At 64.3% G+C, this 19,339-nt stretch carries 20 protein-coding genes and 1 tRNA gene; 14 read left to right on the forward strand and 7 right to left on the reverse strand.

Going from position 1 to position 19,339, the window contains the following annotated elements; translation table 11 throughout:
• Positions 1-54 precede the first annotated feature (54 nt).
• Together ACFOMH_RS09010 and ACFOMH_RS09015 are read right to left on the reverse strand one after the other, a co-directional pair.
• On the reverse strand, positions 55-1,152 hold the full coding sequence (locus ACFOMH_RS09010) for a TRAP transporter substrate-binding protein (RefSeq protein WP_374427909.1): 1,098 nt from the start codon (positions 1,150-1,152) through the stop codon (positions 55-57).
• Positions 1,153-1,302: 150 nt separating this feature from the next.
• Positions 1,303-2,427, reverse strand: a complete 1,125-nt coding sequence (locus ACFOMH_RS09015) for a TRAP transporter substrate-binding protein (RefSeq protein ID WP_374427907.1) — start codon at positions 2,425-2,427, stop codon at positions 1,303-1,305.
• A gap of 244 nt (positions 2,428-2,671) precedes the next feature.
• Between ACFOMH_RS09015 and nrdR the strand changes: the two genes are divergently transcribed.
• Together nrdR and ribD are read left to right on the forward strand one after the other, a co-directional pair.
• Positions 2,672-3,136, forward strand: a complete 465-nt coding sequence (nrdR, locus tag ACFOMH_RS09020) for a transcriptional regulator NrdR (protein ID WP_374427904.1) — start codon at positions 2,672-2,674, stop codon at positions 3,134-3,136.
• A gap of 17 nt (positions 3,137-3,153) precedes the next feature.
• The gene (gene ribD / locus ACFOMH_RS09025; RefSeq protein WP_377744191.1) at positions 3,154-4,176 is read left to right on the forward strand and encodes a bifunctional diaminohydroxyphosphoribosylaminopyrimidine deaminase/5-amino-6-(5-phosphoribosylamino)uracil reductase RibD; all 1,023 of its coding nucleotides are present in this window, start codon (positions 3,154-3,156) and stop codon (positions 4,174-4,176) included.
• On the opposite strand, the gene ACFOMH_RS09030 is transcribed toward ribD, so the two are convergent.
• The 3 genes from ACFOMH_RS09030 to ACFOMH_RS09040 all read right to left on the reverse strand — a co-directional run bounded on the left by ACFOMH_RS09030 (position 4,177) and on the right by ACFOMH_RS09040 (position 8,745).
• Entirely contained in the window at positions 4,177-6,162 is a 1,986-nt protein-coding gene (locus ACFOMH_RS09030) for a capsular polysaccharide biosynthesis protein (protein ID WP_377744028.1), read from the reverse strand.
• Positions 6,163-7,293, reverse strand: coding sequence for a polysaccharide biosynthesis/export family protein (locus tag ACFOMH_RS09035; protein WP_374427932.1), 1,131 nt, complete (start codon positions 7,291-7,293; stop codon positions 6,163-6,165).
• Positions 7,294-7,440: 147 nt separating this feature from the next.
• Positions 7,441-8,745, reverse strand: coding sequence for a capsule biosynthesis protein (locus tag ACFOMH_RS09040; protein ID WP_377744030.1), 1,305 nt, complete (start codon positions 8,743-8,745; stop codon positions 7,441-7,443).
• 310 nt (positions 8,746-9,055) lie between these two features.
• On the opposite strand from ACFOMH_RS09040, the gene ACFOMH_RS09045 reads away from it, so the two are divergent.
• From ACFOMH_RS09045 to ACFOMH_RS09075, 7 genes are all read left to right on the forward strand, one after another.
• Entirely contained in the window at positions 9,056-9,649 is a 594-nt protein-coding gene (locus ACFOMH_RS09045) for a riboflavin synthase (RefSeq protein ID WP_374427895.1), read from the forward strand.
• A complete protein-coding gene (locus ACFOMH_RS09050) occupies positions 9,621-10,220 on the forward strand; it encodes a hypothetical protein (RefSeq protein ID WP_377744033.1) in 600 nt (199 codons plus the stop codon). The genes ACFOMH_RS09045 and ACFOMH_RS09050 overlap by 29 nt, the downstream gene beginning before the upstream one ends.
• Positions 10,210-11,328, forward strand: a complete 1,119-nt coding sequence (ribB, locus tag ACFOMH_RS09055; protein WP_377744035.1) for a 3,4-dihydroxy-2-butanone-4-phosphate synthase — start codon at positions 10,210-10,212, stop codon at positions 11,326-11,328. The genes ACFOMH_RS09050 and ribB overlap by 11 nt, the downstream gene beginning before the upstream one ends.
• Before the next feature lie 4 nt (positions 11,329-11,332).
• Complete coding sequence (locus tag ACFOMH_RS09060) at positions 11,333-11,890, forward strand: 6,7-dimethyl-8-ribityllumazine synthase (protein ID WP_377744037.1); 558 nt, start codon at positions 11,333-11,335, stop codon at positions 11,888-11,890.
• Positions 11,887-12,390, forward strand: a complete 504-nt coding sequence (gene nusB / locus ACFOMH_RS09065; protein WP_374427887.1) for a transcription antitermination factor NusB — start codon at positions 11,887-11,889, stop codon at positions 12,388-12,390. The genes ACFOMH_RS09060 and nusB overlap by 4 nt, the downstream gene beginning before the upstream one ends.
• 85 nt (positions 12,391-12,475) lie before the next feature.
• Positions 12,476-12,817, forward strand: coding sequence for a hypothetical protein (locus tag ACFOMH_RS09070; RefSeq protein ID WP_377744039.1), 342 nt, complete (start codon positions 12,476-12,478; stop codon positions 12,815-12,817).
• 412 nt (positions 12,818-13,229) lie between these two features.
• Positions 13,230-14,165 (forward strand): DUF481 domain-containing protein, encoded by a 936-nt coding sequence (locus ACFOMH_RS09075; protein ID WP_377744041.1) that lies wholly within the window; start codon positions 13,230-13,232, stop codon positions 14,163-14,165.
• An 84-nt stretch (positions 14,166-14,249) separates the two neighbouring features.
• On the opposite strand, the gene ACFOMH_RS09080 is transcribed toward ACFOMH_RS09075, so the two are convergent.
• On the reverse strand, positions 14,250-14,585 hold the full coding sequence (locus tag ACFOMH_RS09080; RefSeq protein ID WP_374425416.1) for a hypothetical protein: 336 nt from the start codon (positions 14,583-14,585) through the stop codon (positions 14,250-14,252).
• Between the two features lie 345 nt (positions 14,586-14,930).
• Here ACFOMH_RS09080 and ACFOMH_RS09085 point away from each other — a divergent pair, with 345 nt between their 5' ends.
• Positions 14,931-15,407: an MmcB family DNA repair protein gene (locus ACFOMH_RS09085; RefSeq protein ID WP_377744044.1), complete on the forward strand. Its 477-nt coding sequence runs from the start codon at positions 14,931-14,933 to the stop codon at positions 15,405-15,407.
• Here the strand turns inward: ACFOMH_RS09085 and ACFOMH_RS09090 are convergent.
• A complete protein-coding gene (locus ACFOMH_RS09090) occupies positions 15,388-15,621 on the reverse strand; it encodes a DUF6324 family protein (RefSeq protein WP_374425414.1) in 234 nt (77 codons plus the stop codon). The two genes, ACFOMH_RS09085 and ACFOMH_RS09090, sit on opposite strands and share 20 nt — an antisense overlap.
• A gap of 114 nt (positions 15,622-15,735) precedes the next feature.
• Between ACFOMH_RS09090 and ACFOMH_RS09095 the strand changes: the two genes are divergently transcribed.
• The 4 genes from ACFOMH_RS09095 (at position 15,736) to ACFOMH_RS09110 (ending at position 18,847) form a co-directional block, all read left to right on the forward strand.
• Positions 15,736-15,812, forward strand: a tRNA-His gene (locus ACFOMH_RS09095).
• A gap of 171 nt (positions 15,813-15,983) precedes the next feature.
• On the forward strand, positions 15,984-16,412 hold the full coding sequence (locus ACFOMH_RS09100) for a DUF883 family protein (protein ID WP_377744047.1): 429 nt from the start codon (positions 15,984-15,986) through the stop codon (positions 16,410-16,412).
• 29 nt (positions 16,413-16,441) lie between these two features.
• The gene (locus tag ACFOMH_RS09105) at positions 16,442-17,113 is read left to right on the forward strand and encodes a phage holin family protein (RefSeq protein WP_377744049.1); all 672 of its coding nucleotides are present in this window, start codon (positions 16,442-16,444) and stop codon (positions 17,111-17,113) included.
• A 549-nt stretch (positions 17,114-17,662) separates the two neighbouring features.
• Positions 17,663-18,847, forward strand: coding sequence for a calcium-binding protein (locus ACFOMH_RS09110; protein ID WP_377744050.1), 1,185 nt, complete (start codon positions 17,663-17,665; stop codon positions 18,845-18,847).
• Positions 18,848-19,339 lie beyond the last annotated feature (492 nt).

Genomic DNA, 19,339 nt, shown 5'->3' on the forward strand with positions numbered 1-19,339 from the left:
GGCGGCCCACGGGCCGCCTTTTTCCTTTGGATTGTCAGATGGTTCCGGGCGGGATCAGATATTGCCCTTTTGCTTCTGGATCATCATGAACGTGTCATAGGTGTAATCGGCGATCTGCTGATACTGGAACGAATTGCCACGGAACGCGGCGATGGTGTCGAATATCTTGCGGAAGGTTTCGTTCCCGGCGCCGATCTCGGCATAGACTTCCTGGCTGGCCTGAAAGCCGGCATCCATGATCGCTTCGGACATCGGGCGCAGCTGTGCGCCGGCCGCCACCAGCCGCAACAGCGCGTCGGGATTTTTCCAGTCGTAATTCGCCATCATGTCGCAGGTCACCGCCTGACAGCCGACTTTCAGCGCGGTCTGATAGGCCGGAGGCAGCGCGTTCCACGCCTCGAGGTTGAACATGGCATGCAGGGTGGCGCCGCCTTCCCACCAGCCGGGATAATAGTAATAGGGCGCGACTTTGACGAAACCCAACTTTTCGTCGTCATAGGGGCCGACCCATTCGACGGCGTCGATGGCACCCTTTTCCAGCGACGCATAGATGTCGCCGCCGGGAATGTTCTGGGGCACGACGCCCAGCTTTTCCATGATCTTGCCGGCGAAACCGCCGATGCGCATTTTCAGCCCGCGCAGATCCTCGGGCGTGGCGATTTCCTTGCGATACCAGCCGCCCATCTGGGCGCCGGTATTGCCCAAGGGCAGGCCGTAAAGGTTCTGCTTGGCATAGAATTCGTTCATCATGTCATTGCCGCCGCCATAATAGAACCAGGCGTTCTGTTGGCGCGGGTTGAGGCCAAAGGGAATCGCCGTCGGCAACGCCCAGACCGGATCCTTGCCCCAGTAATAATAGGACGAGGTATGGGCCGCCTCGACCGTGCCCTCGGCCACGGCATCGGCGGCCTGCAATCCGCCGACGATCTCGCCGGGGGCAAAGACCTGAATGTCGAACGCGCCATCGGTCATGCCACGCACATATTCGGCCAGCGTCACCGCGCCCTGATGGATGGTGTCCAGCGATTTCGGATAGCTTGAGGTCATGCGCCAGCGCAGCTTGGGCGCCTGTTGGGCGATGGCGGGGGCGGCGAGACCGGCGGCGGCAACGGAACCCAGCGCGGAATTGCGCAGAAAATGGCGTCTGTCCATGAAACTCCTCCTCGGGACGGCAGGGCCCGAGGATAGCGCGGCGCGGGGGGTTGTAAACGCGCGGGCGGGGTCGGGCATGAAAAAGGGGGCGGCCGGGCATGAAAAAAGCCGCCATGCGATGATGGCGGCTTTTCCCGATTGTTCAAATGATTACAGCGTGCCGTTGCGCTGTTGGATCATCATGAAGGTGTCATAGGTATATTCGGCGGTCTGGTTATAGAGATACCAGTCCGCGCGCGCCACCTTGAGCGAGTCCCAGATCTTCTTGAAGGCCGGGTTCGCGGATTCCATTTCGGCATAGACCTCGGTCGCGGCCTTATAGCAGCCGTCGAGAATCTCGGGGCTGAAGGGGCGCAGCTGCGCGCCCGCCGCCACCAGCTCTTTCAGCGCGATCGGGTTCAGGTGGTCGTACATCTGCAACATGTTCGCATCCGCGGCCTGGGCGGCGGTATGCAAGAGCGATTTATAGGCGTCGGGCAGCGCCTCGTATTTTTCCTTGTTGAAGAAGAAGTGGACCGTCGGGCCACCTTCCCACCAACCGGGATAATAGTAATAGGGCGCGACCTTGTAGAAGCCCAGCTTCTGGTCGTCATAGGGGCCGACCCATTCGGATGCGTCGATCGTGCCCTTTTCCAGCGCCGGATAGATGTCGCCGCCGGGGATCTGCTGGGGCACGGCGCCCAGCTTTTCGAGCACCTTGCCGGCAAAGCCGCCGACCCGGATCTTGAGCCCCTTGAGATCCTCGAGCGTGTTGATTTCCTTGCGGAACCAGCCACCCATCTGGGCGCCGGTATTGCCGCCGGGCAGACCAAAGATATTATGGCCGGCCAGGAATTCGTTGAACAGATCGATGCCGCCGCCATGATATTGCCAGGCGTTCATCGCGCGCGCCGACAGTGCAAAGGGCACGGCCGAGCCAAGCGCAAAGGTCGGATCCTTGCCCCAGCTGTAATAGGCAACGGTGTGACAGGCCTCGACCGTGCCTTCGGTCACCGCGTCCTGGGCCTGAAGGCCGGGGACGATTTCGCCGGCGGCGAAAACCTGGATCTGGAATTTGCCCCCGGTCGCCTCGGACAGATATTTCGACAGCACCTCGGCGCCGCCATAGATCGTGTCGAGCGATTTCGGAAAGGACGAGGTCAGACGCCATTTCACCTCGGGCATTTCCTGCGCGATCGCGGGCGCGGCCAGGGCGGCGCCGGCTGCGGCGGTCACGCCGCCGACCGTGGCGCGGCTCAGAAATGCACGCCGGTCAAGCTGGTTGGTCTTTTTCATAAGTTCCTCCGCAATGATCGGCCTCTCTTTGGGGGCCGATTGGCGGCGATGTTTGCATGTGCAAACACGTCTGTCGAGATGCGACTGCGGCATTTTCAGCATTCGCGCCCGCTTCTCTGTCGTCGCGGGGCATCAGGTCGGGCGGGCGCGCATATCGCCGATCTTGTGGTTGCTGTTACGCACTACCCAAGCGGTTTGGGCTTGCCTATACTGACAGCGTTTTGGGGCTTTGGGGGAACAAGGGATGCGCTGCCCGTTCTGCGGAAATGTCGATACCCAGGTCAAGGATTCGCGACCGGCCGAAGATAACGTCGCCATTCGCCGGCGGCGATTCTGCCCGGCCTGCGGCGGGCGGTTCACCACCTATGAACGCGTGCAGCTGCGCGATCTGGTGGTGGTCAAGACCAGCGGCCGGCGCGAGGATTTCGACCGCAGCAAGATGGAGCGTTCGATCCGCATCGCCATGCAAAAGCGCCCGATCGAACCCGACCGCATCGATCAGATGATTTCGGGAATCGTGCGGCGTCTGGAAAGCATGGGCGAAACCGATATCCCCTCCAAGGTCATCGGCGAGATCGTGATGGAGACCCTGGCCCGGATCGACACCGTTGCCTATGTGCGCTTTGCCAGCGTCTACAAGAACTTTCAGGCGGCGGATGATTTCGACAAATTCGTGGCCGAACTGCGCCCCAGCGGCCCGGAAGAGTGAGCGTTTCCCGACCCGGCCTGCGCGACGATGCGCGCGACGATGCGCGCCACGATGCGCGCCACATGGATCAGGCGCTGGTGCTGGCGCGGCGCGGGCTGGGCAATACCTGGCCCAATCCGGCGGTGGGCTGTGTCATCATCCGTGACGGCGTCGTGGTCGGGCGCGGCTGGACCCAGCCCGGCGGCCGCCCCCATGCCGAGGTGATGGCGCTTGCGCAGGCGGGCGCGGCCGCGCGCGGCGCCACCGCCTATGTCACGCTGGAACCCTGTGCACATCACGGCAAGACCCCGCCCTGCGCCGAGGCGCTGGTGCGCGCGGGCATTGCCTGCGTGGTCAGCGCGCTGACCGATCCCGATCCGCGCGTCGCCGGGCGCGGCCATGCCATTCTGCGCGCCGCCGGTGTCGAGGTCCGCGAAGGCCTGCGCGCCGATATGGCCCGCGAGCTGCAACAGGGGTTTCTCAGCCGGATCACCCGGGGCCGGCCCATGTTGACGCTGAAACTCGCCAACAGCTTTGACGGACGCATCGCCACCGCATCGGGCGAAAGCCAATGGATCACCGGCCCCGAGGCGCGCCGCCATAGCCATATGCTGCGGCTGATCCATGATGCGGTGATGGTGGGGGGCGGCACCGCGCGGGCCGACCGGCCGGCGCTGAACGTGCGTGGCTTTGGGCCGGTGCGCCAGCCGGTGCGCATCGTGGTCTCGGCCAGCGACCTGCCCGAAATGCCGGCCGAGGATGGCGATCACGGCCCCCTGTGGCAGCTTTCCGGCCCGCCCGAGGCGGTGATGGCCGAGCTGGGCCGACGCGGCCTGACCCGGGTTTTCTGCGAGGGCGGGGGCGAGCTGGCCGCAAGCCTTTTGCGCGCAGGTCTGGTCGACCGGCTGGTCGGCTATACGGCGGGCATGGCACTTGGGGCGGATGGCCGCCCCTCGGTCGCGGGGCTGGGGCTCGCGCATCTGGCGGATGCGCCGCGCTTTCGGCTGCTCGAAACGCGCCGGCTGGGCGCCGATGTGCTGCATCTTTGGCAGCGCGACTGATCAGCGCCGCCAGATCCAGGCATAGCTGCTGAGCACCCCCTGCGCCTTGGCCAGAAGCCGCAGAGCCGGGCCGCCCATGGCGAAATCCGGGTCACTAAGCCGCGCCAGCGCGGTCTCTGGCGGGCAGGGCAGGCCGGCGCGTGGGTCGAAATAGCGCGGATAGGCGATCAGGACGGCGTGGATCAGGCGCGCCTGATCGACCTCGATCCGCCGCCGCGCGGGCACCGGACCCAGATCGCGGGTTAGGCCCCAGCCGGCATAGAAGGGCGCGCCCAGCGTGGTGACCGGCAGGCCGCGCAGCAGCGCCTCGAATCCCATGGTCGAGGTGATGGTCCAAAGCGCATCGACCCTGTCCATCAGCGCGGGCGCGCTGGCATGATGTGCCACGACATCGGCCAGCCCCGCCAGCCGCTCGGGATCGATGCGGCCGGGACGCAGGCCGGCCTCGACATCGGGATGGGGTTTATAGATCACGACCGCATCGGGATTTTCCGCCCGCACCCGTTCCAGCAGCGCCAGATTCGTGCGCTCGGCCCCGGCGCCAAGGCGGATCGAGGCGTCATCCTCGACCTGGCCGGGGACAAGGATACGGTGGCCGGGCGGCAGTTCGGGAAGCCCGCCGCCCAGATTGTATTTGGTGATCCCGGCGGCCGTCAGCTCGGCGGCCAGCGCCAGCGCCCGCGCCGCGCCCCCCGGCGGCAGCGGCGCGGCGATCAGCCGCTCAAGCCGGCTTTCGCGGGTCGGATCGTAATAGATGCCCAGATCGTCGGCGACGAGCGACAGCGGCGGCACCAGCGCCGCCCCGAGGCCGCGCGAGCGCAGAAACCCGTCCTCGACACGCAGGGCGCCGGGCGTCTCGCCCGCGCGATTGGCCCAGGTCAGGGTCACGCCCGGGCGCGGCTTTTCGGCAAAGCGCACGCCCGCGCCGCTGCCAAAAAAGCGCGCAACGAAGGGGCGCTTCCAAAGCCGCATCCCATAGGCCAGATGGCCGGCGCGATCCTCGCGCCAGGCGCGGGTTTCGGCCTCGATCTGGCGCAGGGCGCCCTCGAAATCGGTCAGCCGGTCCTGACAGGGATCGTACCAGACCGGGGCGATCAGATGGCTTGCGGCAAAGAGCGCCTCGATGGGCGCGGCTTGGCGCCGGGGCAGGGGATGGTGATCGTCCGAAAGCCCCCAGCCGGCGTAAAAGGGCCGGCCAAAGATGCGCGGACGGTGACCGGCCAGCATCGCCTCATATCCAAGTTGCGAGGACATGGCATAGACGCGCGCCGCCCCCGCCAGCAGCGCCCAGGGCGAAACCGGGCCATCGCACAGCGCATCGCCGGGCAAAAGATCGGCCGCCGAGAAATGCCCCGGACGCAGCCCGGCGACGGTTTCGGGATGGCTGCGGATGACGATGGGCAGGCCGGGATTTTCATCCCGCGCCGCCCGCAGCATCTCCAGAAACTCGGCCCGGCCCGCGCCCAGCAGCGAGGCATCGCCCCGGGTCTGGTCGATGACCAGAGCATAGCCCGGCGCGGGGGCGGCGGCTTGGGGCAGGTGGGTGTTGTATTTCGACAGATCCGCCGCGATCAGCCGGTCGATGGCGGCGCGGGCCTCGTCCATTCGCGCGGCGGTGGCGGGCGCGGTGGTCAGGCTTTCGATCAGCGAGGGCGCGGCCGGATCGAAATGCAGCCCCAGCGGATCGGCGATCAGGCCGATCGGTCCCCGTGCGCCCCGCGCCCGCCCGGGCAGGACCGAACGCAGAAAGGCATCCTCGACCCGCAACAGCCGCGCGCCGCGCCTTTGGGCGATGGCCATGCCGCGCCATGCGGTCGGGCTGTTGCCCCAGATGCCGACCCAATCGCCCGCGCCGGGCAGACCCAGCACCGGCCGCCATCCGACCAGCCGCAAAATGCGGCCAATACGCGGCCCGGTCAGAAAGCCGCCATTGAAAACGAAAAGCCGCCGGGGTGTCCCGGCGGCTTCTGAGTTCTCGTCGCTCACTTAACGGAAGGCGCTTTCGGCGGTGCCGACATCCGACGCCGTGCCGAGGATCGAGTTCATGATCTTTTGCCACTGCACGAAGGGCGCTTCGGTCACATAGACCGTGTCGCCGTCGCGAATGACGAAATCGCGGGCCACGAACATGCCGTCGGGCTTGGTCAGGTTCAGCACATAGGCCATGCGCTGATCGCCATAAATGTCGTTGCGGCCCAGAACCGCGCGGGCCACGGCCTGCGGTTCGGTACGCATGACAAAGACGCCCTTCGGATCGGCCAGCAGCGTCGCCAGACCGCCGACCATGGCCACGGCCTCGATGGCGTTGATCTGTTCATTGCCCAGCGGCACCTTGGTCTGGCCGCCCAGGGCGCCAAGCGCGGTAAAGCTGCGCTGATCTTCCTCGACCAGGATCACGTCGCCGGGACGCAGGGCGATGTCGTTGCGCGTATTGGAATAGAGATCGCGCAGCCAGACCTTGCCGCTTGCATTGCCGCGCTTGACGGTGACCACCGCGACCTCGGGTTCGATCGAGACGCCGCCCGATTTCGACAGCATCGAGGACAGCGTCCGCGTCGGGCGTTCGATCGGATAGACGCCCTGGGCGTTCACCTTGCCCATGACCGAGACGGTGGCGCCGTCGCCGGCGACGCGCGTGACCATGACCTGCGGATCCGGGGTCTGGCTTTCCAGTTTCTGGGTGATGATGCGGCGCAGCTCTTCGGGGCTGTTGCCGGCGGCGCGGACGCGCCCGGCATAGGGCACGAAGATATAGCCCTGGCTGTCGACCTGCAATTCGGTCAGCTGGGTCGAGCTGGCCCCGAGCGAGGTCAGGAGCCCGTCATCGACGTTTTCCCAGATCGAGAGGCCCAGCACATCGCCCGGACGCACCTCATCTGCGCCGACCTGACCGGCATTGCGGAAATCCGAACCGAAACCGTAAGCGGGCGAGTAATTGGCGGCGCGCGACACGCGGTCATCCACCTCGATGACATGGGAGGTGCCGCCCTTTTCGACCGAGCCCTTGTAGATTTCCCCCTTGGTCGGACCCGAACGGGGAAGGCCACAGGCCGAAACCAGAAGCGCCGCGCCAAGCAGTGCGACCACCGTGAGACGCGCGGTCAGCGGGCGCGCCATGGCGCGCGCCTCGTTTGAGCGCAGCGGCGAAATACTTGGTTGGGTCAATTGATTACTCCTGTCCTCTCGCACGATTCCCCGCATTCGCGGTCGCATTTTGGGGCAAACTAACGCAGCAATGGCCGCAATGCCATATTTTTGCCCGTTTCATTCGTCGGCGGCGTCCATCTGTTGCCGATATTTGCCACGTCCGGCGAACAGTGCCTGATAGGGATCCTCATGCGCCAACATCATGTCGACGACAATGCGCAGCGCATGCGCGCGCGAACGCGCGGCGTAATAGCCCCCCGGCACCTGACTGCTTTCCAGAAGGAAATCGCGATACCGGCGATAGGCGCTGGGGCGCGGACGGTGGGGATCGTGCAGGAAATCCGCCAGCGGCTGATCCGAGACCAGGCCCGGCTTGTCAAAGACCGCGCGCCCCATGGCCTTGACCGGCAGCCCCCGCCAAAGCGCCTGTTGCGCCGAGGTCGAATTCACCGTCACAGTGGCGCGCGCCTGATTCAAAAGCCGGGCCAGCTTGCCGCCGCGCACGAAATGGACGCGTTTCTCGATATTCAGATCACGGGCCCTGGCGCAGATCGCATGGCGGATGCCGCCGCGCCCATCCTCAAGCGGGTGGGCCTTGAAGACGATGCGATGGTGGCGCGGCGCGGTCCGGGCGAAATCGGTCAGCACCTGATCGGTGAAATCCGACATGCGCGCATAGGGGGAATGGGCGACGAAGTTTGAATCGTGTTCGAGCTGCATCAGCACCAGAACATAGGGAAACCCGCCCCGGCGCACCTGTTCGGCCTCGTAGAGGCGGGCCAGCGCGTCGATCGGCGTCATCACCAGCCGGCGCAGGTTCAGCCGGAATTCCTGCAACACGCCGATCTGGCGGTGGGTGCGGTAACCGGGATAACGCTGGTTCGCGACCAGCACGAAGAAATGGTAAAGCGCGCCATAGAATTTGTGGTGGCGCATGTCGCCCCAGCGGGCAGGGGGGCGGTTCGGTTCGCCGATGCGCGTGCGCAGCGCCTTGCGCATGTCGTCGAGCCCGATCTGCATCAGCGCCGAATGCCCGTTCGAGCCCCCGCGTTCATAGGTGATCCAGAAGGGCCGCAGATATCCTTCCTCAAAGACATGCAGGACCAGCCCGTCACGGGCCGCCGCCCGGCGGGCCGCGGCATGGACCGGGCGGACATCGCCGTAAAGCACGATATCGGTCACGCCCTTTTCGGCGATGATGCGGTCCAGATGCGCGGGCCATTCCTCGGGCGTGCCGGTATGGCGGATGAAATGCGCGCGGTCGGTCCAGAAGAATTCGTCCCCCGCATTGAAACCCACGCGCCAGACCTGCGCCCCGGTATCGCGCAACAGCCGCGCGGCACGGTCGAAGAACGGGCCATGCGGCCCCTGCAACATCAGAAACACCCGCTGCGCCGGGGACAGCGCCGTCACCGCCGCCATATCCTGCGCCGTACCGTTCGGTGCGGTATGCGGGGCGGGTTCCGCGGACGGGACCGGGGGGAAGTCTGGGCCTGACATCTTGGCGCGGGAATGGAGCCGGTTGCTGCGGAGGGGCTGGACGGGTTATGGACGGATTGCGGTCGGAAGGACCGGCGATTTCGGGGTGCGTCGTGATGACATGAATGCGCCCCCGTGTCACGGGTTTTTCCAAAACATGGAAAAGCGTTGCTTAATCGCGGCATCGCGTCGCTTGAAGATCGGGGGGCGACGCTCTAGGTCTCGGACAGCGCGTCAGACAAGGGGGCTTAGGATGTTTACCGGGATCATCACCGATATCGGCAGGGTCACTCAGGCCGAGATGCGCGGCGACATGCGCGCCCGAATCGCCTGTCATTATGACATGGCGGGGGTGGATATGGGGGCCTCGATCGCCTGTGACGGGGTCTGTCTGACGGTGATCGACAAGGGGCCGGACTGGTTCGATGTCGATATTTCGGCCGAAACGATCAGCAAGACCAATATCGACACCCATGGCTGGCATGCGGGCCGGCCGCTGAACCTTGAACGCGCGCTGCGCGTGGGCGACGAGCTGGGCGGCCATATCGTCAGCGGTCATGTCGACGGCACCGCCGTGATCGAGGACATGCATGACGAAGGCGACAGCACCCGCATCACCTTTCGCGCCCCGCCCGCGCTGGCGCGTTTTATCGCGCCCAAGGGGTCGGTGGCGCTGAACGGCACCTCGCTGACGGTGAACGAGGTCGATGGCGACCGCTTTGGCGTCAACCTGATCCCGCATACGCAACAGGTCACCACCTGGGGCGCGGCCAAGGTCGGCGACCGGGTCAACCTGGAAATCGACACGCTGGCGCGCTATGTCGCGCGGCTGGCCGAGGCGGGCTGAGGCGGTGGCGGGCATCGGGCATAATCGCGGCCCCGGCATGGGCAGCGGCTTTCGCGCCCATTGCTGGACCGTGGCCCGGCGCGAGCTTCTGGGCGCCAGCCTGCCCATCGAGGTGGTGCGCGTGCAGGTCCGGCGCGCGAAATCGCTGGGGCTGGATTACAAGACCTATGCCGGTGTGCGCGCCACCACCGGGCGCGATCTGGTGGCATTCCTTTATTCCTCGAACGCGCTGGCTGTGTTCCGCCCCGATCAGCCGGTCGGCGCGGTCGAGCGCGCGCGCATCGCCTCTGTCGCCGCGTCACCGCATCTGGGATGCGCGCCGGGGCTTGCGCCCGAGGCGCTGGGACGGCAGATCGGCGCGGTCTCGGCGCGCGATCTTGTCCCCTTTGGCAGCAGCTGGGCGCGGATGCGCGATGAAATGAAGGCCTGGCTCAGGGCGCAGGGCCTGCCGGGCGATGCGGTGCTGATGATCGGGGAAACCGAGCATGAGCGGGAAATGATGACGGCCGGCGGCTTGGCGGGATTCCTGACCGGGCAGCGGTTCTTTGCAGGAGCGGCGGATGCAGTATGACACCCCCGGACCGGTCGAAAGTGACTGGTCGGATGTGATCTCCTCGACCGAGGAAATCATCAACGAGGCCCGCAACGGCCGGATGTACATTCTTGTCGATCACGAGGATCGCGAGAATGAGGGCGATCTGTGCATCCCGGCGCAGATGGCCACGCCCGATGCGATCAACTTCATGGCCATGCATGGACGCGGGCTGATCTGTCTGGCGCTGCCGGCGTCGCGGATCGACGCGCTTGGCCTGCCGCTGATGAGCCCCAAGAATTCCAGCCGGCACGAGACCGCATTCACCATGTCGATCGAGGCGCGCGAAGGCGTGACCACCGGCATTTCCGCCCATGACCGCGCCCATACCGTCGCCGTGGCCATCGACCCGACCAAGGGCGCGGCCGATATCGCGACGCCGGGCCATGTCTTTCCGCTGCGCGCCCGCGATGGCGGCGTGCTGGTCCGCGCCGGCCATACCGAGGCGGTCGTCGATGTCTCGCGCCTTGCCGGCATGAACCCTTCGGGCGTGATCTGCGAGATCATGAACGAGGACGGCACCATGGCGCGCCTGCCCGATCTGGTGGCCTTTGCCCAGCGGCACGGCTTGAAGATCGGCACCATCAGCGACCTGATTTCCTATCGCCGCCGCCACGACAACCTGATCGCCGAGCGCACGCAGCGTCCGGTCCAGTCGATCCATGGCGGCGACTGGATGATGCGGGTCTTTGCCGATGAGACCTCGGGCGCGGAACATATCGTGCTGACCAAGGGCGATCTGACCACCGCCGAGCCGGTGATGGTGCGCATGCATGCGCTGGACCCCCTGCATGACGTGCTTGGCATCGGGCGCGAGGATGCGGGCGAGCTGTCATCCGCGATGCGCCTGATCGGCGAAGAGGGGCGCGGCGTCGTCGTGCTGTTCCGCGATCTGGAAAAGACGCTGCCGGTGCAGGGCGAGGTTTCGCCCCATGTGCTGCGCCAATACGGGCTGGGGGCGCAGATCCTGTCCTCGCTGGGGCTGTCCGAGTTGATCGTGCTGACGAATTCCGCGCCGGTGAAGGTGGTCGGGCTTGACGCCTACGGGCTTTCGATCCATTCCACCCGTTCGATTCCAAAAGGGTGACGCGATGGCCGCCAGCATTGATCATTACCAACTTCCGCTGCCCACGTTTCAGAGCGCGGTGCGCCTGCTGATCGTCGTCTCGCCCTATTACCGGCAGATTGCCGACGGGCTGATCGAGGGCGCGCGCGCGGTGGCGATGCAAGCTGGTGCGACCGTCGATCTGGTCGAGGTGCCCGGCGCGCTGGAGATCCCGACCGCCATCGGGCTGGCGGCCAGCCGCAATCTTTATGACGGCTATGTCGCGCTGGGTTGCGTGATCCGGGGCGAAACCACGCATTACGACACGGTCTGCAATGACAGCTCGCGCGGGATCACCCTTTTGGGCCTGCAAGGGCATTGCATCGGCAATGGCATCCTGACGGTGGAAAACACCGATCAGGCGGTGGTGCGCGCCGATCCGCATGGCCAGAACAAGGGCGGAGGCGCCGCCGCCGCCGCGCTGCATCTGATCGCGCTGAAACGCGGCTGGGAAAGCCGCACCGCCGGCGGCCCCGACGCCGCGGCCACGCCCCGCGACGTGATCCGGCTGGCCGGCGAAATCGACGGGCCGGTGGGCGCATGAGCGGGCAGGGCAAGACCGACCGGCGGGGTTCCGGGGATCGTGACGCCCGCCGCGCGCGCAGCGCGGCCGCACGGCTTTACGCGGTTCAGGCGCTGTTTCAGATGGAGGCCGGCGGCCAGTCCGCCGACCGCGTCCAGCGCGAATTCCTGAACTGGCGCATTGGCCGCGAGGGCGAGGACGAGGATATCGTTTCCGCCGAGGCGGATGACAAACTGTTCGCGCGCATCGTCGACGATGCGGTGAACTGGCAAAGCAAGATCGACCAGATGACCGATCGGGCGCTGGTGGCGAAATGGCCCATCGACCGCATCGACCCGGTGCTTCGGGCGCTGTTTCGCGCCGCCGGGGCCGAGCTGGTGACGCCGAAAACGCCGCCCAAGGTGGTGATCGCGGAATATGTGCGCATCGCCGAGGCGTTTTTCGCCGAAGGCCGTGAGGCGAAATTCGTCAATGCCGTGCTGGATTACATGGCCCGCGAGGCGCGCCCCGAGGCTTTTTGACGCCTCGGGATTATCGGGGCTTCGGATCCGGGCATTTTGGGCCTAGACTGTGCGAACCGCGCGTTCCCATGTCCGAGGTTCCCCCATGCCCCAGCTTGTCAGGCTTTATATCATTAGCATCGCCATCGGCTGCGCGCTTTCGGCGGGGTTCACCGCCGCGCTGATCGCGCTGGATGTGGCCTCGATCCGGCATCTGGTGTCCTCGACGGCGGGGGGCTGGATCGCGATCCTGATGCTGTTCGTGTTCCATGCCGTGCTGTTTTCGGGGGTGCAATTCGCGATCCGCATCATGCTTATGGCACAGGACGACACCCCGGGCGGCGGTCTGCGACAGGGGATTCGCGCCACTCTTGAGGCGCTGGGCACGCCCAGCCGCATCCCCGGCCATGTCCGCAACCCGGCCCCGGCGCGTGCGCGCAAAGGTTAGCGCCCACATAGGGGCCGGATTTTTCCACATTGACTGTGGGGCTTTCGCAACAATGGGCGCAATCATCGCGCCCATTTTTTATGCCTGAAAATTAGGCATATCTTATATGCAAGTGAACTGTTTCGTTCCCGACATGTTCTGTGAACCTTGCGGTTCATGGTAAGGGTATGAAAACCATGACAATAACATGTCGCAACCTATCGGCGAATTGGTTTCATCACTTTTGACCATGGTCCATTTTCCGCCGATGCGTATTTCCCGGGGATTCTTCACTTTTCCGAGAGGCGGGGCGCCGTTTCCTCGCCGTCTTTAACCAATCCCGCTCCCGTCATAGCTGTGTTCCAGCAGAGATGCTCGTGACCGTCAGTATCGGTTGCGAACAGGAAACGGTTCGAAAAAAGGACTGATGAAGATGAAAACCCTCGCTTACCTTGCAGGCGCCACCGCTCTGGCCGCAACGCTGGCCTCGCCTGCCTTCGCACAGATGGAATCCAGCGCTGGCGCCGATGCCGTCGGTATCTCGGATGTCAGCGAACAGATGAAAGACGTCCAGGACGCGGTTCAGGACGATTTTGACCGCTCGGGCGACGCCTATCGCTTTGGCAGCCCGGAAAGCCGCCAGGGCCTGTACGGCTCGGTCGCGCTGACCTATGCCGGCCGCACCGGCAACAATGAGAGCCAGGATTTCAGCCTGGCTGGCCGCCTATCCTATAACCAGGGCCAATTCTCGCAATCGGTCGGCCTGCTGCTGGAATACGGCGAAGACGACAATGGCGACAAAGATGTTGAAAAGACCTCGGTCATCTATGAGGGCATGTACAACATCAATGACCGCTTCTACGGCTTCGCTCTTGGCCGTCTGACCACCGACGGTCTGGCCGCCGATACGGTCGCTCTGGGTGACGACGAGACCTTTGCCGATCTCGACGGCAACCTGAAGCGTGACGCCTATTTCGGTGTCGGCCCGGGCTATCGCATCTTTAACAGCGACGCGACCGCATGGCGCGTTCAGGCCGCGGTCGGTATCCGTTACACCAAGACCGTGGACGTGCTGACCGTCGATGCGACCGACGACCAGACCGGTACCTTCGAGTACAATTCCGAAACGGATATCGGTTACATGCTGTCGTCGCGCTTCTATCACAAGTTCAGCGACAACTTCTTCCTGACCAACGACACCGACTATCTGACCTCGGACGCCAATGACACGATCACCAACGATCTGGGTCTGAACTTCAAGATGTCGGACGCCTTTGCGACCCGCGTGTCCTACAAGACCGAATATGTTTCGGACCGTTCGATCCGCACCGACAACACGCTGGGCGTGTCGCTGGTTTACGGCTTCTAAGACTCTCTCTTCTCTCTCGTGAAAAGATTGGGGGCGGCCTTCGGGCCGCCCCCAATTCGTCATGCCCCAAGGCAGGGCTGCCGGTCATTCGTTCCGGACCAGAAGCACCACCCCCGCCGGATCCGAGGTCCAGAGACCGTTGACATCGTCCAGCGGCTCAAGCTCGTCCCGCCGGGGACTTTCCAGCCGTTCGAGGGCCTGATCGGGGTGATCGCTGAACAGCTCGAGCCAGACGTCGACCTGGCTTTGTTTCTCGACACGATCGATCCACAGGGTCATGTCGCCAAAGGCGAAACCGGTGCTGTTGGTCAGCGTCTTCACGACCGCCAGCCCGACCTTGTCGCGGTAAAATGCGACCGTCTCATCCCATTTATAGAGGGGAACCTTGATGGCGATGTTCTTGCCCGGCCTGATATCCATAGCTCTCCTCCCATAAAGGGGGCAAAGCCTAGGGGGATGGGCAGGTCATGGCAACCTGCTGCGGGGCAGGGTGCGGGCGGCGGGAACCGCAGCAACCGTGGCAGCGCTAGTTTCCCCGAAAGCCTGGATATCCAGGTGGGCGCCAGGTAACGGAACCAGGGCCCCGTCAGAGCCAGCCCCCTCGGTGAAATTATAGGCCAGTGGAAAAAGAGGCCACACACGCGAAGAGCAGAAACCCGCCAGCCCCGAAAATAAGCCTCGGAGAGGGCCGCCGCAAGAGGGGGAAGGGGCAGGGCGGGCGATCCCGCGCTTGCGCAATGTTTCCGTTTCGTTCATGTTCAAGGTATGGAGCACGATCCCCCTATTTCCCCCGATGCCTTGCCCGCCCGCCCCGGCGAACAGCTGGCGCGCGGCGTGGCGCGGCTTTTGACCACGATGGGCCATGCCGCATTGACCGAATTCGTGCCGGCCGGCGGATTGCGGGTGGATGTGATCTCGATCACGCCAAAGGGCGAAATCTGGGTGGTGGAATGCAAGAGCTGCCGCGCGGATTACGTCGCGGACCGCAAGTGGCAGGGGTATCTGGAATTCTGCGACCGGTTTTTCTGGGCGGTCGATGCGGGGTTTCCCGATGAGATGCTGCCAGACGGGACCGGGCTGATCCGCGCCGATCCCTGGGGCGCCGAATTGATCCGCACGGCGCCCGAACAGCGGCTGCCGGCCGCGCGCCGGGCGCGGCTTTTGCGCGATATCGCCCGGGTTTCGACCATGCGGTTGCTGGCGCTCAAGGATCCGATGGGGATCAGCGGCGCGGCTTTTTAGCGCCCTTTCCCGACGTCTCGCCGGAGGGGCCGGTCATGGCGCGCGCAGCCTCGGCGGCGGCCAGCAATTCCTCGGCGATCTCTTCCGCCTCGTCGGGGTCGAAATCCAAGGGCAGATCGACATTCTCGGCCTCGACATAGATTCGCACCATACCGCGATCGGTCGGTCCGATCTGCAGATTCGCTGCGATATCGCTTTCGCTGTTGATGCTCATCCCGGCACTCCTGGCTTGTCGCCTTTTGATAGGGGATATTCCTTACAGCGCGCGGCAAAAACCGGCAAGTCGGGCTTGCGCCCGTCAAAGCGTGGCGCTAGATAGCAGCCCTGTGCCGCCTTAGCTCAGTTGGTTAGAGCGCTAGATTGTGGATCTAGAGGTCCCCCGTTCGAGCCGGGGAGGCGGTACCATCCCCCCAAAAAAGCCATATGAAAATTCGCCCTCTGCGTGGGGATCGCGCTTGCTTTGACGCGTTCCCGGCTGTCCCGATGATCCTTTGCGGGGCACATGCTATGGAACGAAACGCGGGCTTGGGCAGTTTTATCCGCGAATGCAGTTAACACCTTGCGAAAGGGATGATCATGGCAAAATCCGATGTGACCGCCGATGAACTGAAAGCCCAGGCCCGGGACGCCGCCGATGAGGTTGGCCGCCACGCGCGCCGCGCCGCCGAGGATGCACAGCAGACCGCCGCCGCCATGCGCGACAAAGGCGCCGAGCTTTACGACACGGTCCGCGAGAAAGGCGCCGAATTCGTCGATGCGGCCCGCCAGCGCGGCCAGGAATATACCGAAACCATGCGCGAACGTGGGCATGAATATGGTGAAAGAGCCCGCGACGAGGCCCGCCGCATCTATCGCGAAGGCAAGCGCGGCGCCGGCGAAGTCGCCGCGCATGCCGAGGAATATTACGACGAGGTTTCGGGCATGGTGCGCCGCAATCCTGCACAGGCCCTTGGCATTGCCGCCGGCGTGGGCTTTCTCTTGGGTCTGATCATCGCGCGCCGCTGAGGTCCTGAATGTTCGCCTATGCCAGGAATATGCAGCTTGCCCTTGGGGACAAGCTGCGCCGTGCCGGTCTGACCGCGGGGGCGGGGGTATTCCTGCTGATCGGTCTGGGCTTTCTGCTGGCGGCGCTATGGACATGGCTGGCCCATCATCTGGGCTGGGGTGCGCTGGGGGCGTCGCTGGCGATTGGTTCGGGATTCGTGGCCATCGGGCTGATTCTTTTGCTTCTTGCCCGCAATGAACGCCACCCGCTGCCCACGCCCGACGAGCTGAAGACCGAGGTCGAGGCCCAGGTCAGCGGCATGGCCGATGCCGCCATCGCCCGGGTCAGCGGCGCCGCCGATCAAGTGGTCGAGCGCGCGACCGGCAAGGCCAGCCGGCTGATGGGGCTGGCCGGGCAAAAGGCCCGTTCGGCCACGGATGACCTGGCCTATCGGGCCGATCGCTATGCCGACCGGGCCGAGTCGCAGGCCTATCGCGCCGCGCGGCAGGCCGAGGATGCGTTGCGGGGCGCGCCGCGCCGCGATGACCAGGGCGCAGATTTGCGTGCCCCCACGGCAACCATCGCGCCGCTTTTGGGTGCCTTTGCGGTGGGGATCACGCTGGCCTCGCGCCTGAGGGCGTGGCGCAACCGTGACAAGGCGCATCCGCAGGATTGGGATCCCGCCGAGGATTGGTCCGACGACCCGGATGATCGGCGCTGAAATTTCGGCGTATCGGATGCGAGCCATGTGCCGGCGACCATCTGAACGCATCCAGAGAATGGCTTGCGCCGGGAAAGTTATCCCGGCGCAAGCCTTTTGATTTGGGGCGTATCAGTCGGGACAGCGCGGGCGCAAATGGTTTGCGGCCGCATCGGGGCGAGGTATTTTCCCACCGCTTGGAAATATGGCAGCTCGCAGGGCGAGAATGATCAGCTTGGAGCACCATATTCCCGGACAACATTTGATTTCGCGCAAGCATATGAAAATATGCCATTTATGTTTCAGAAATATTGATTTTGATCGGAAAATATTCCGTCTGCGATCCTTTTTGATGGCCCGCAGCCCGTAATGGCCGTTCCGGTTTATGCCCTCGTCATGCCTCGCCTCAGGCGGGTATTTAGTGAAAATTTTCTACCTACACTGGATATTAACTTCCGCCCGCTATGACATTTCGGAAATGACGGCATCCGTCTCGATCCCGGTGAAATCCGGGGAAAGGCGATCACGGGCCGCATTCCTGTATGACGTTTCGGAACTGGTGGGAAAACCATGGAAGTGCAGAAGATCCAGATTGCTGAGCCCGTTCTTGGCGCGCAAATCCTTGCTCCGGTCACGGCCGAGGTCGTCTATTGGGAGGCCGGTGCCGGCTTTCCGATGGCCATCGGGGCAGGGCGCGCATTCGATCCGAATATTTATGAAGCCTATAACGACCGGCTTGGCGCGCCTTCCTCCGGGGACCATATCGTTCTGGATGGGATCAGCGCCAAGATCGTGCTGACCAGCTGGAACGACGGATATGCCCTTTGCAACGGCGCCCGGATCAATTTTTCGGATATCGAACGCGTTCACGGCACGGATGGAAACGATATCGTGCGCGCCGGAAAGGCGCAGGCCTTTGACGGCTGGCGCGGCATTTCAGTTTTCACCGGGGACGGGAACGATGACATCGTCGGTTCCGCCTATGATGACCTGATCGACCCGGGCACGGGCAACAATATCATCCGGGCCGGCGCCGGGACCGATCTGGTGAATGCCGGTGGCGGCAATGATACGGTCTATATGGGCGAAGGCGACGACAATTTCCGCTGGGGCCGGGGCGGGGCCGACTGGCTCGATCCGGGTGAGGATCTGGTCTATGGCGGCGAAGGCAACGATGTCTTCAACGCCTGGGCGTGGCGCGGCGGTGATCGCAACGCGTGGGAGGGGGTGACCCTGACCGTGACCGGAACCCGGGCTGATGGCGCCATTTCGGGGCGGGCATTGGTCGCGCTTGGCGACACGGGGGATAGCGCGAATGCACGCTATCAGGGGATGGAACTGCTTTGGACCCATAACGGCAACGACACGGTCGATGGCAGCGCCGCAAGGGTAACCGATCATATCGGTTTTCACGCCAACACCCGCTGGGGCAGCGATGTGCTGATCGGCAGTTCGGGCCACGACACCCTTGAGGGCGGCGAGGGCAGGGATACCATCACCGGCGGCGCGGGCAATGATCTGATTGCAACGAATGGCGACTGGTGGGCGATGAACGCGGCGGGTGACGGCGATGCAGACACGCTGATCTTTCTGCACGGTTCGGGACAGGATACGGTGACCGGCTTCGACGTCGGAACCGACATTCTGGACTTTGGCGATCGTGATTATGTCGCCTCGGTGAACCATGCGGGGACCTTGATCGACCTCGGCTTTGGTGACGAGGTGCTTCTGGCCGGTGTGTTCAACTATGTATGATCCGCGATAAAGATCGGGGGGACGGACTCTGCTCTTGGGTCCGTCACCGCCGGGGGGCAGAGATGCGTCCCCAGCACATTCGTGAGACAGCCGATTACATGGCCAATGGGGCAGATATGCTTCTCGATGCCAAGGTTGTCGCCACCTGTTAAGATCGGCGAAGCGGTTCTTCACGGCATGGTTTCGATATGCTGCGGCCTCACGATCAAGCACGGGCGCGCGAGTTATGCGTCAAGCATCGCGACCTGAGCAGTGCTGTTGCGAGGGCGGGTGATCGGCTTTGTTCTGGCTGACTAAACAGCGCGAAACAACCTGGCACGATGAAGGCTGACAGGACAGCATCGGTTTCGGGCGCGAGCCCAGCATGCGAGTGACCGGCCATGTTCTTATATCATCCTTGCTCGGGGTAGGCCGCATGATGGCGGGTAGGCCGCATGATCAGGATGCATGCGGCGCAATGCTTCACATATACAGCATGTCGGGGCTTGCCCG

This window comes from Paracoccus mangrovi (assembly GCF_042648425.1).
GTDB lineage: Bacteria > Pseudomonadota > Alphaproteobacteria > Rhodobacterales > Rhodobacteraceae > Paracoccus > Paracoccus mangrovi.

Coding starts and splice junctions, on each gene's coding strand:
- ACFOMH_RS09105 (WP_377744049.1), top strand. CDS start 16,442: ATGCAGCTTGCCCTTGGGGACAAGCTGCGCCGTGCCGGTCTGACCGCG.
- ribB (WP_377744035.1), top strand. CDS start 10,210: ATGCAGTATGACACCCCCGGACCGGTCGAAAGTGACTGGTCGGATGTG.
- ACFOMH_RS09015 (WP_374427907.1), bottom strand. CDS start 2,427: ATGAAAAAGACCAACCAGCTTGACCGGCGTGCATTTCTGAGCCGCGCC.
- ACFOMH_RS09085 (WP_377744044.1), top strand. CDS start 14,931: ATGGAGCACGATCCCCCTATTTCCCCCGATGCCTTGCCCGCCCGCCCC.
- ACFOMH_RS09040 (WP_377744030.1), bottom strand. CDS start 8,745: ATGGCGGCGGTGACGGCGCTGTCCCCGGCGCAGCGGGTGTTTCTGATG.
- ACFOMH_RS09110 (WP_377744050.1), top strand. CDS start 17,663: ATGGAAGTGCAGAAGATCCAGATTGCTGAGCCCGTTCTTGGCGCGCAA.
- ACFOMH_RS09090 (WP_374425414.1), bottom strand. CDS start 15,621: ATGAGCATCAACAGCGAAAGCGATATCGCAGCGAATCTGCAGATCGGA.
- ACFOMH_RS09045 (WP_374427895.1), top strand. CDS start 9,056: ATGTTTACCGGGATCATCACCGATATCGGCAGGGTCACTCAGGCCGAG.
- ACFOMH_RS09010 (WP_374427909.1), bottom strand. CDS start 1,152: ATGGACAGACGCCATTTTCTGCGCAATTCCGCGCTGGGTTCCGTTGCC.
- nrdR (WP_374427904.1), top strand. CDS start 2,672: ATGCGCTGCCCGTTCTGCGGAAATGTCGATACCCAGGTCAAGGATTCG.
- ACFOMH_RS09060 (WP_377744037.1), top strand. CDS start 11,333: ATGGCCGCCAGCATTGATCATTACCAACTTCCGCTGCCCACGTTTCAG.
- ACFOMH_RS09100 (WP_377744047.1), top strand. CDS start 15,984: ATGGCAAAATCCGATGTGACCGCCGATGAACTGAAAGCCCAGGCCCGG.
- ACFOMH_RS09050 (WP_377744033.1), top strand. CDS start 9,621: ATGTCGCGCGGCTGGCCGAGGCGGGCTGAGGCGGTGGCGGGCATCGGG.
- nusB (WP_374427887.1), top strand. CDS start 11,887: ATGAGCGGGCAGGGCAAGACCGACCGGCGGGGTTCCGGGGATCGTGAC.
- ACFOMH_RS09080 (WP_374425416.1), bottom strand. CDS start 14,585: ATGGATATCAGGCCGGGCAAGAACATCGCCATCAAGGTTCCCCTCTAT.
- ACFOMH_RS09070 (WP_377744039.1), top strand. CDS start 12,476: ATGCCCCAGCTTGTCAGGCTTTATATCATTAGCATCGCCATCGGCTGC.
- ACFOMH_RS09035 (WP_374427932.1), bottom strand. CDS start 7,293: ATGGCGCGCCCGCTGACCGCGCGTCTCACGGTGGTCGCACTGCTTGGC.
- ACFOMH_RS09075 (WP_377744041.1), top strand. CDS start 13,230: ATGAAAACCCTCGCTTACCTTGCAGGCGCCACCGCTCTGGCCGCAACG.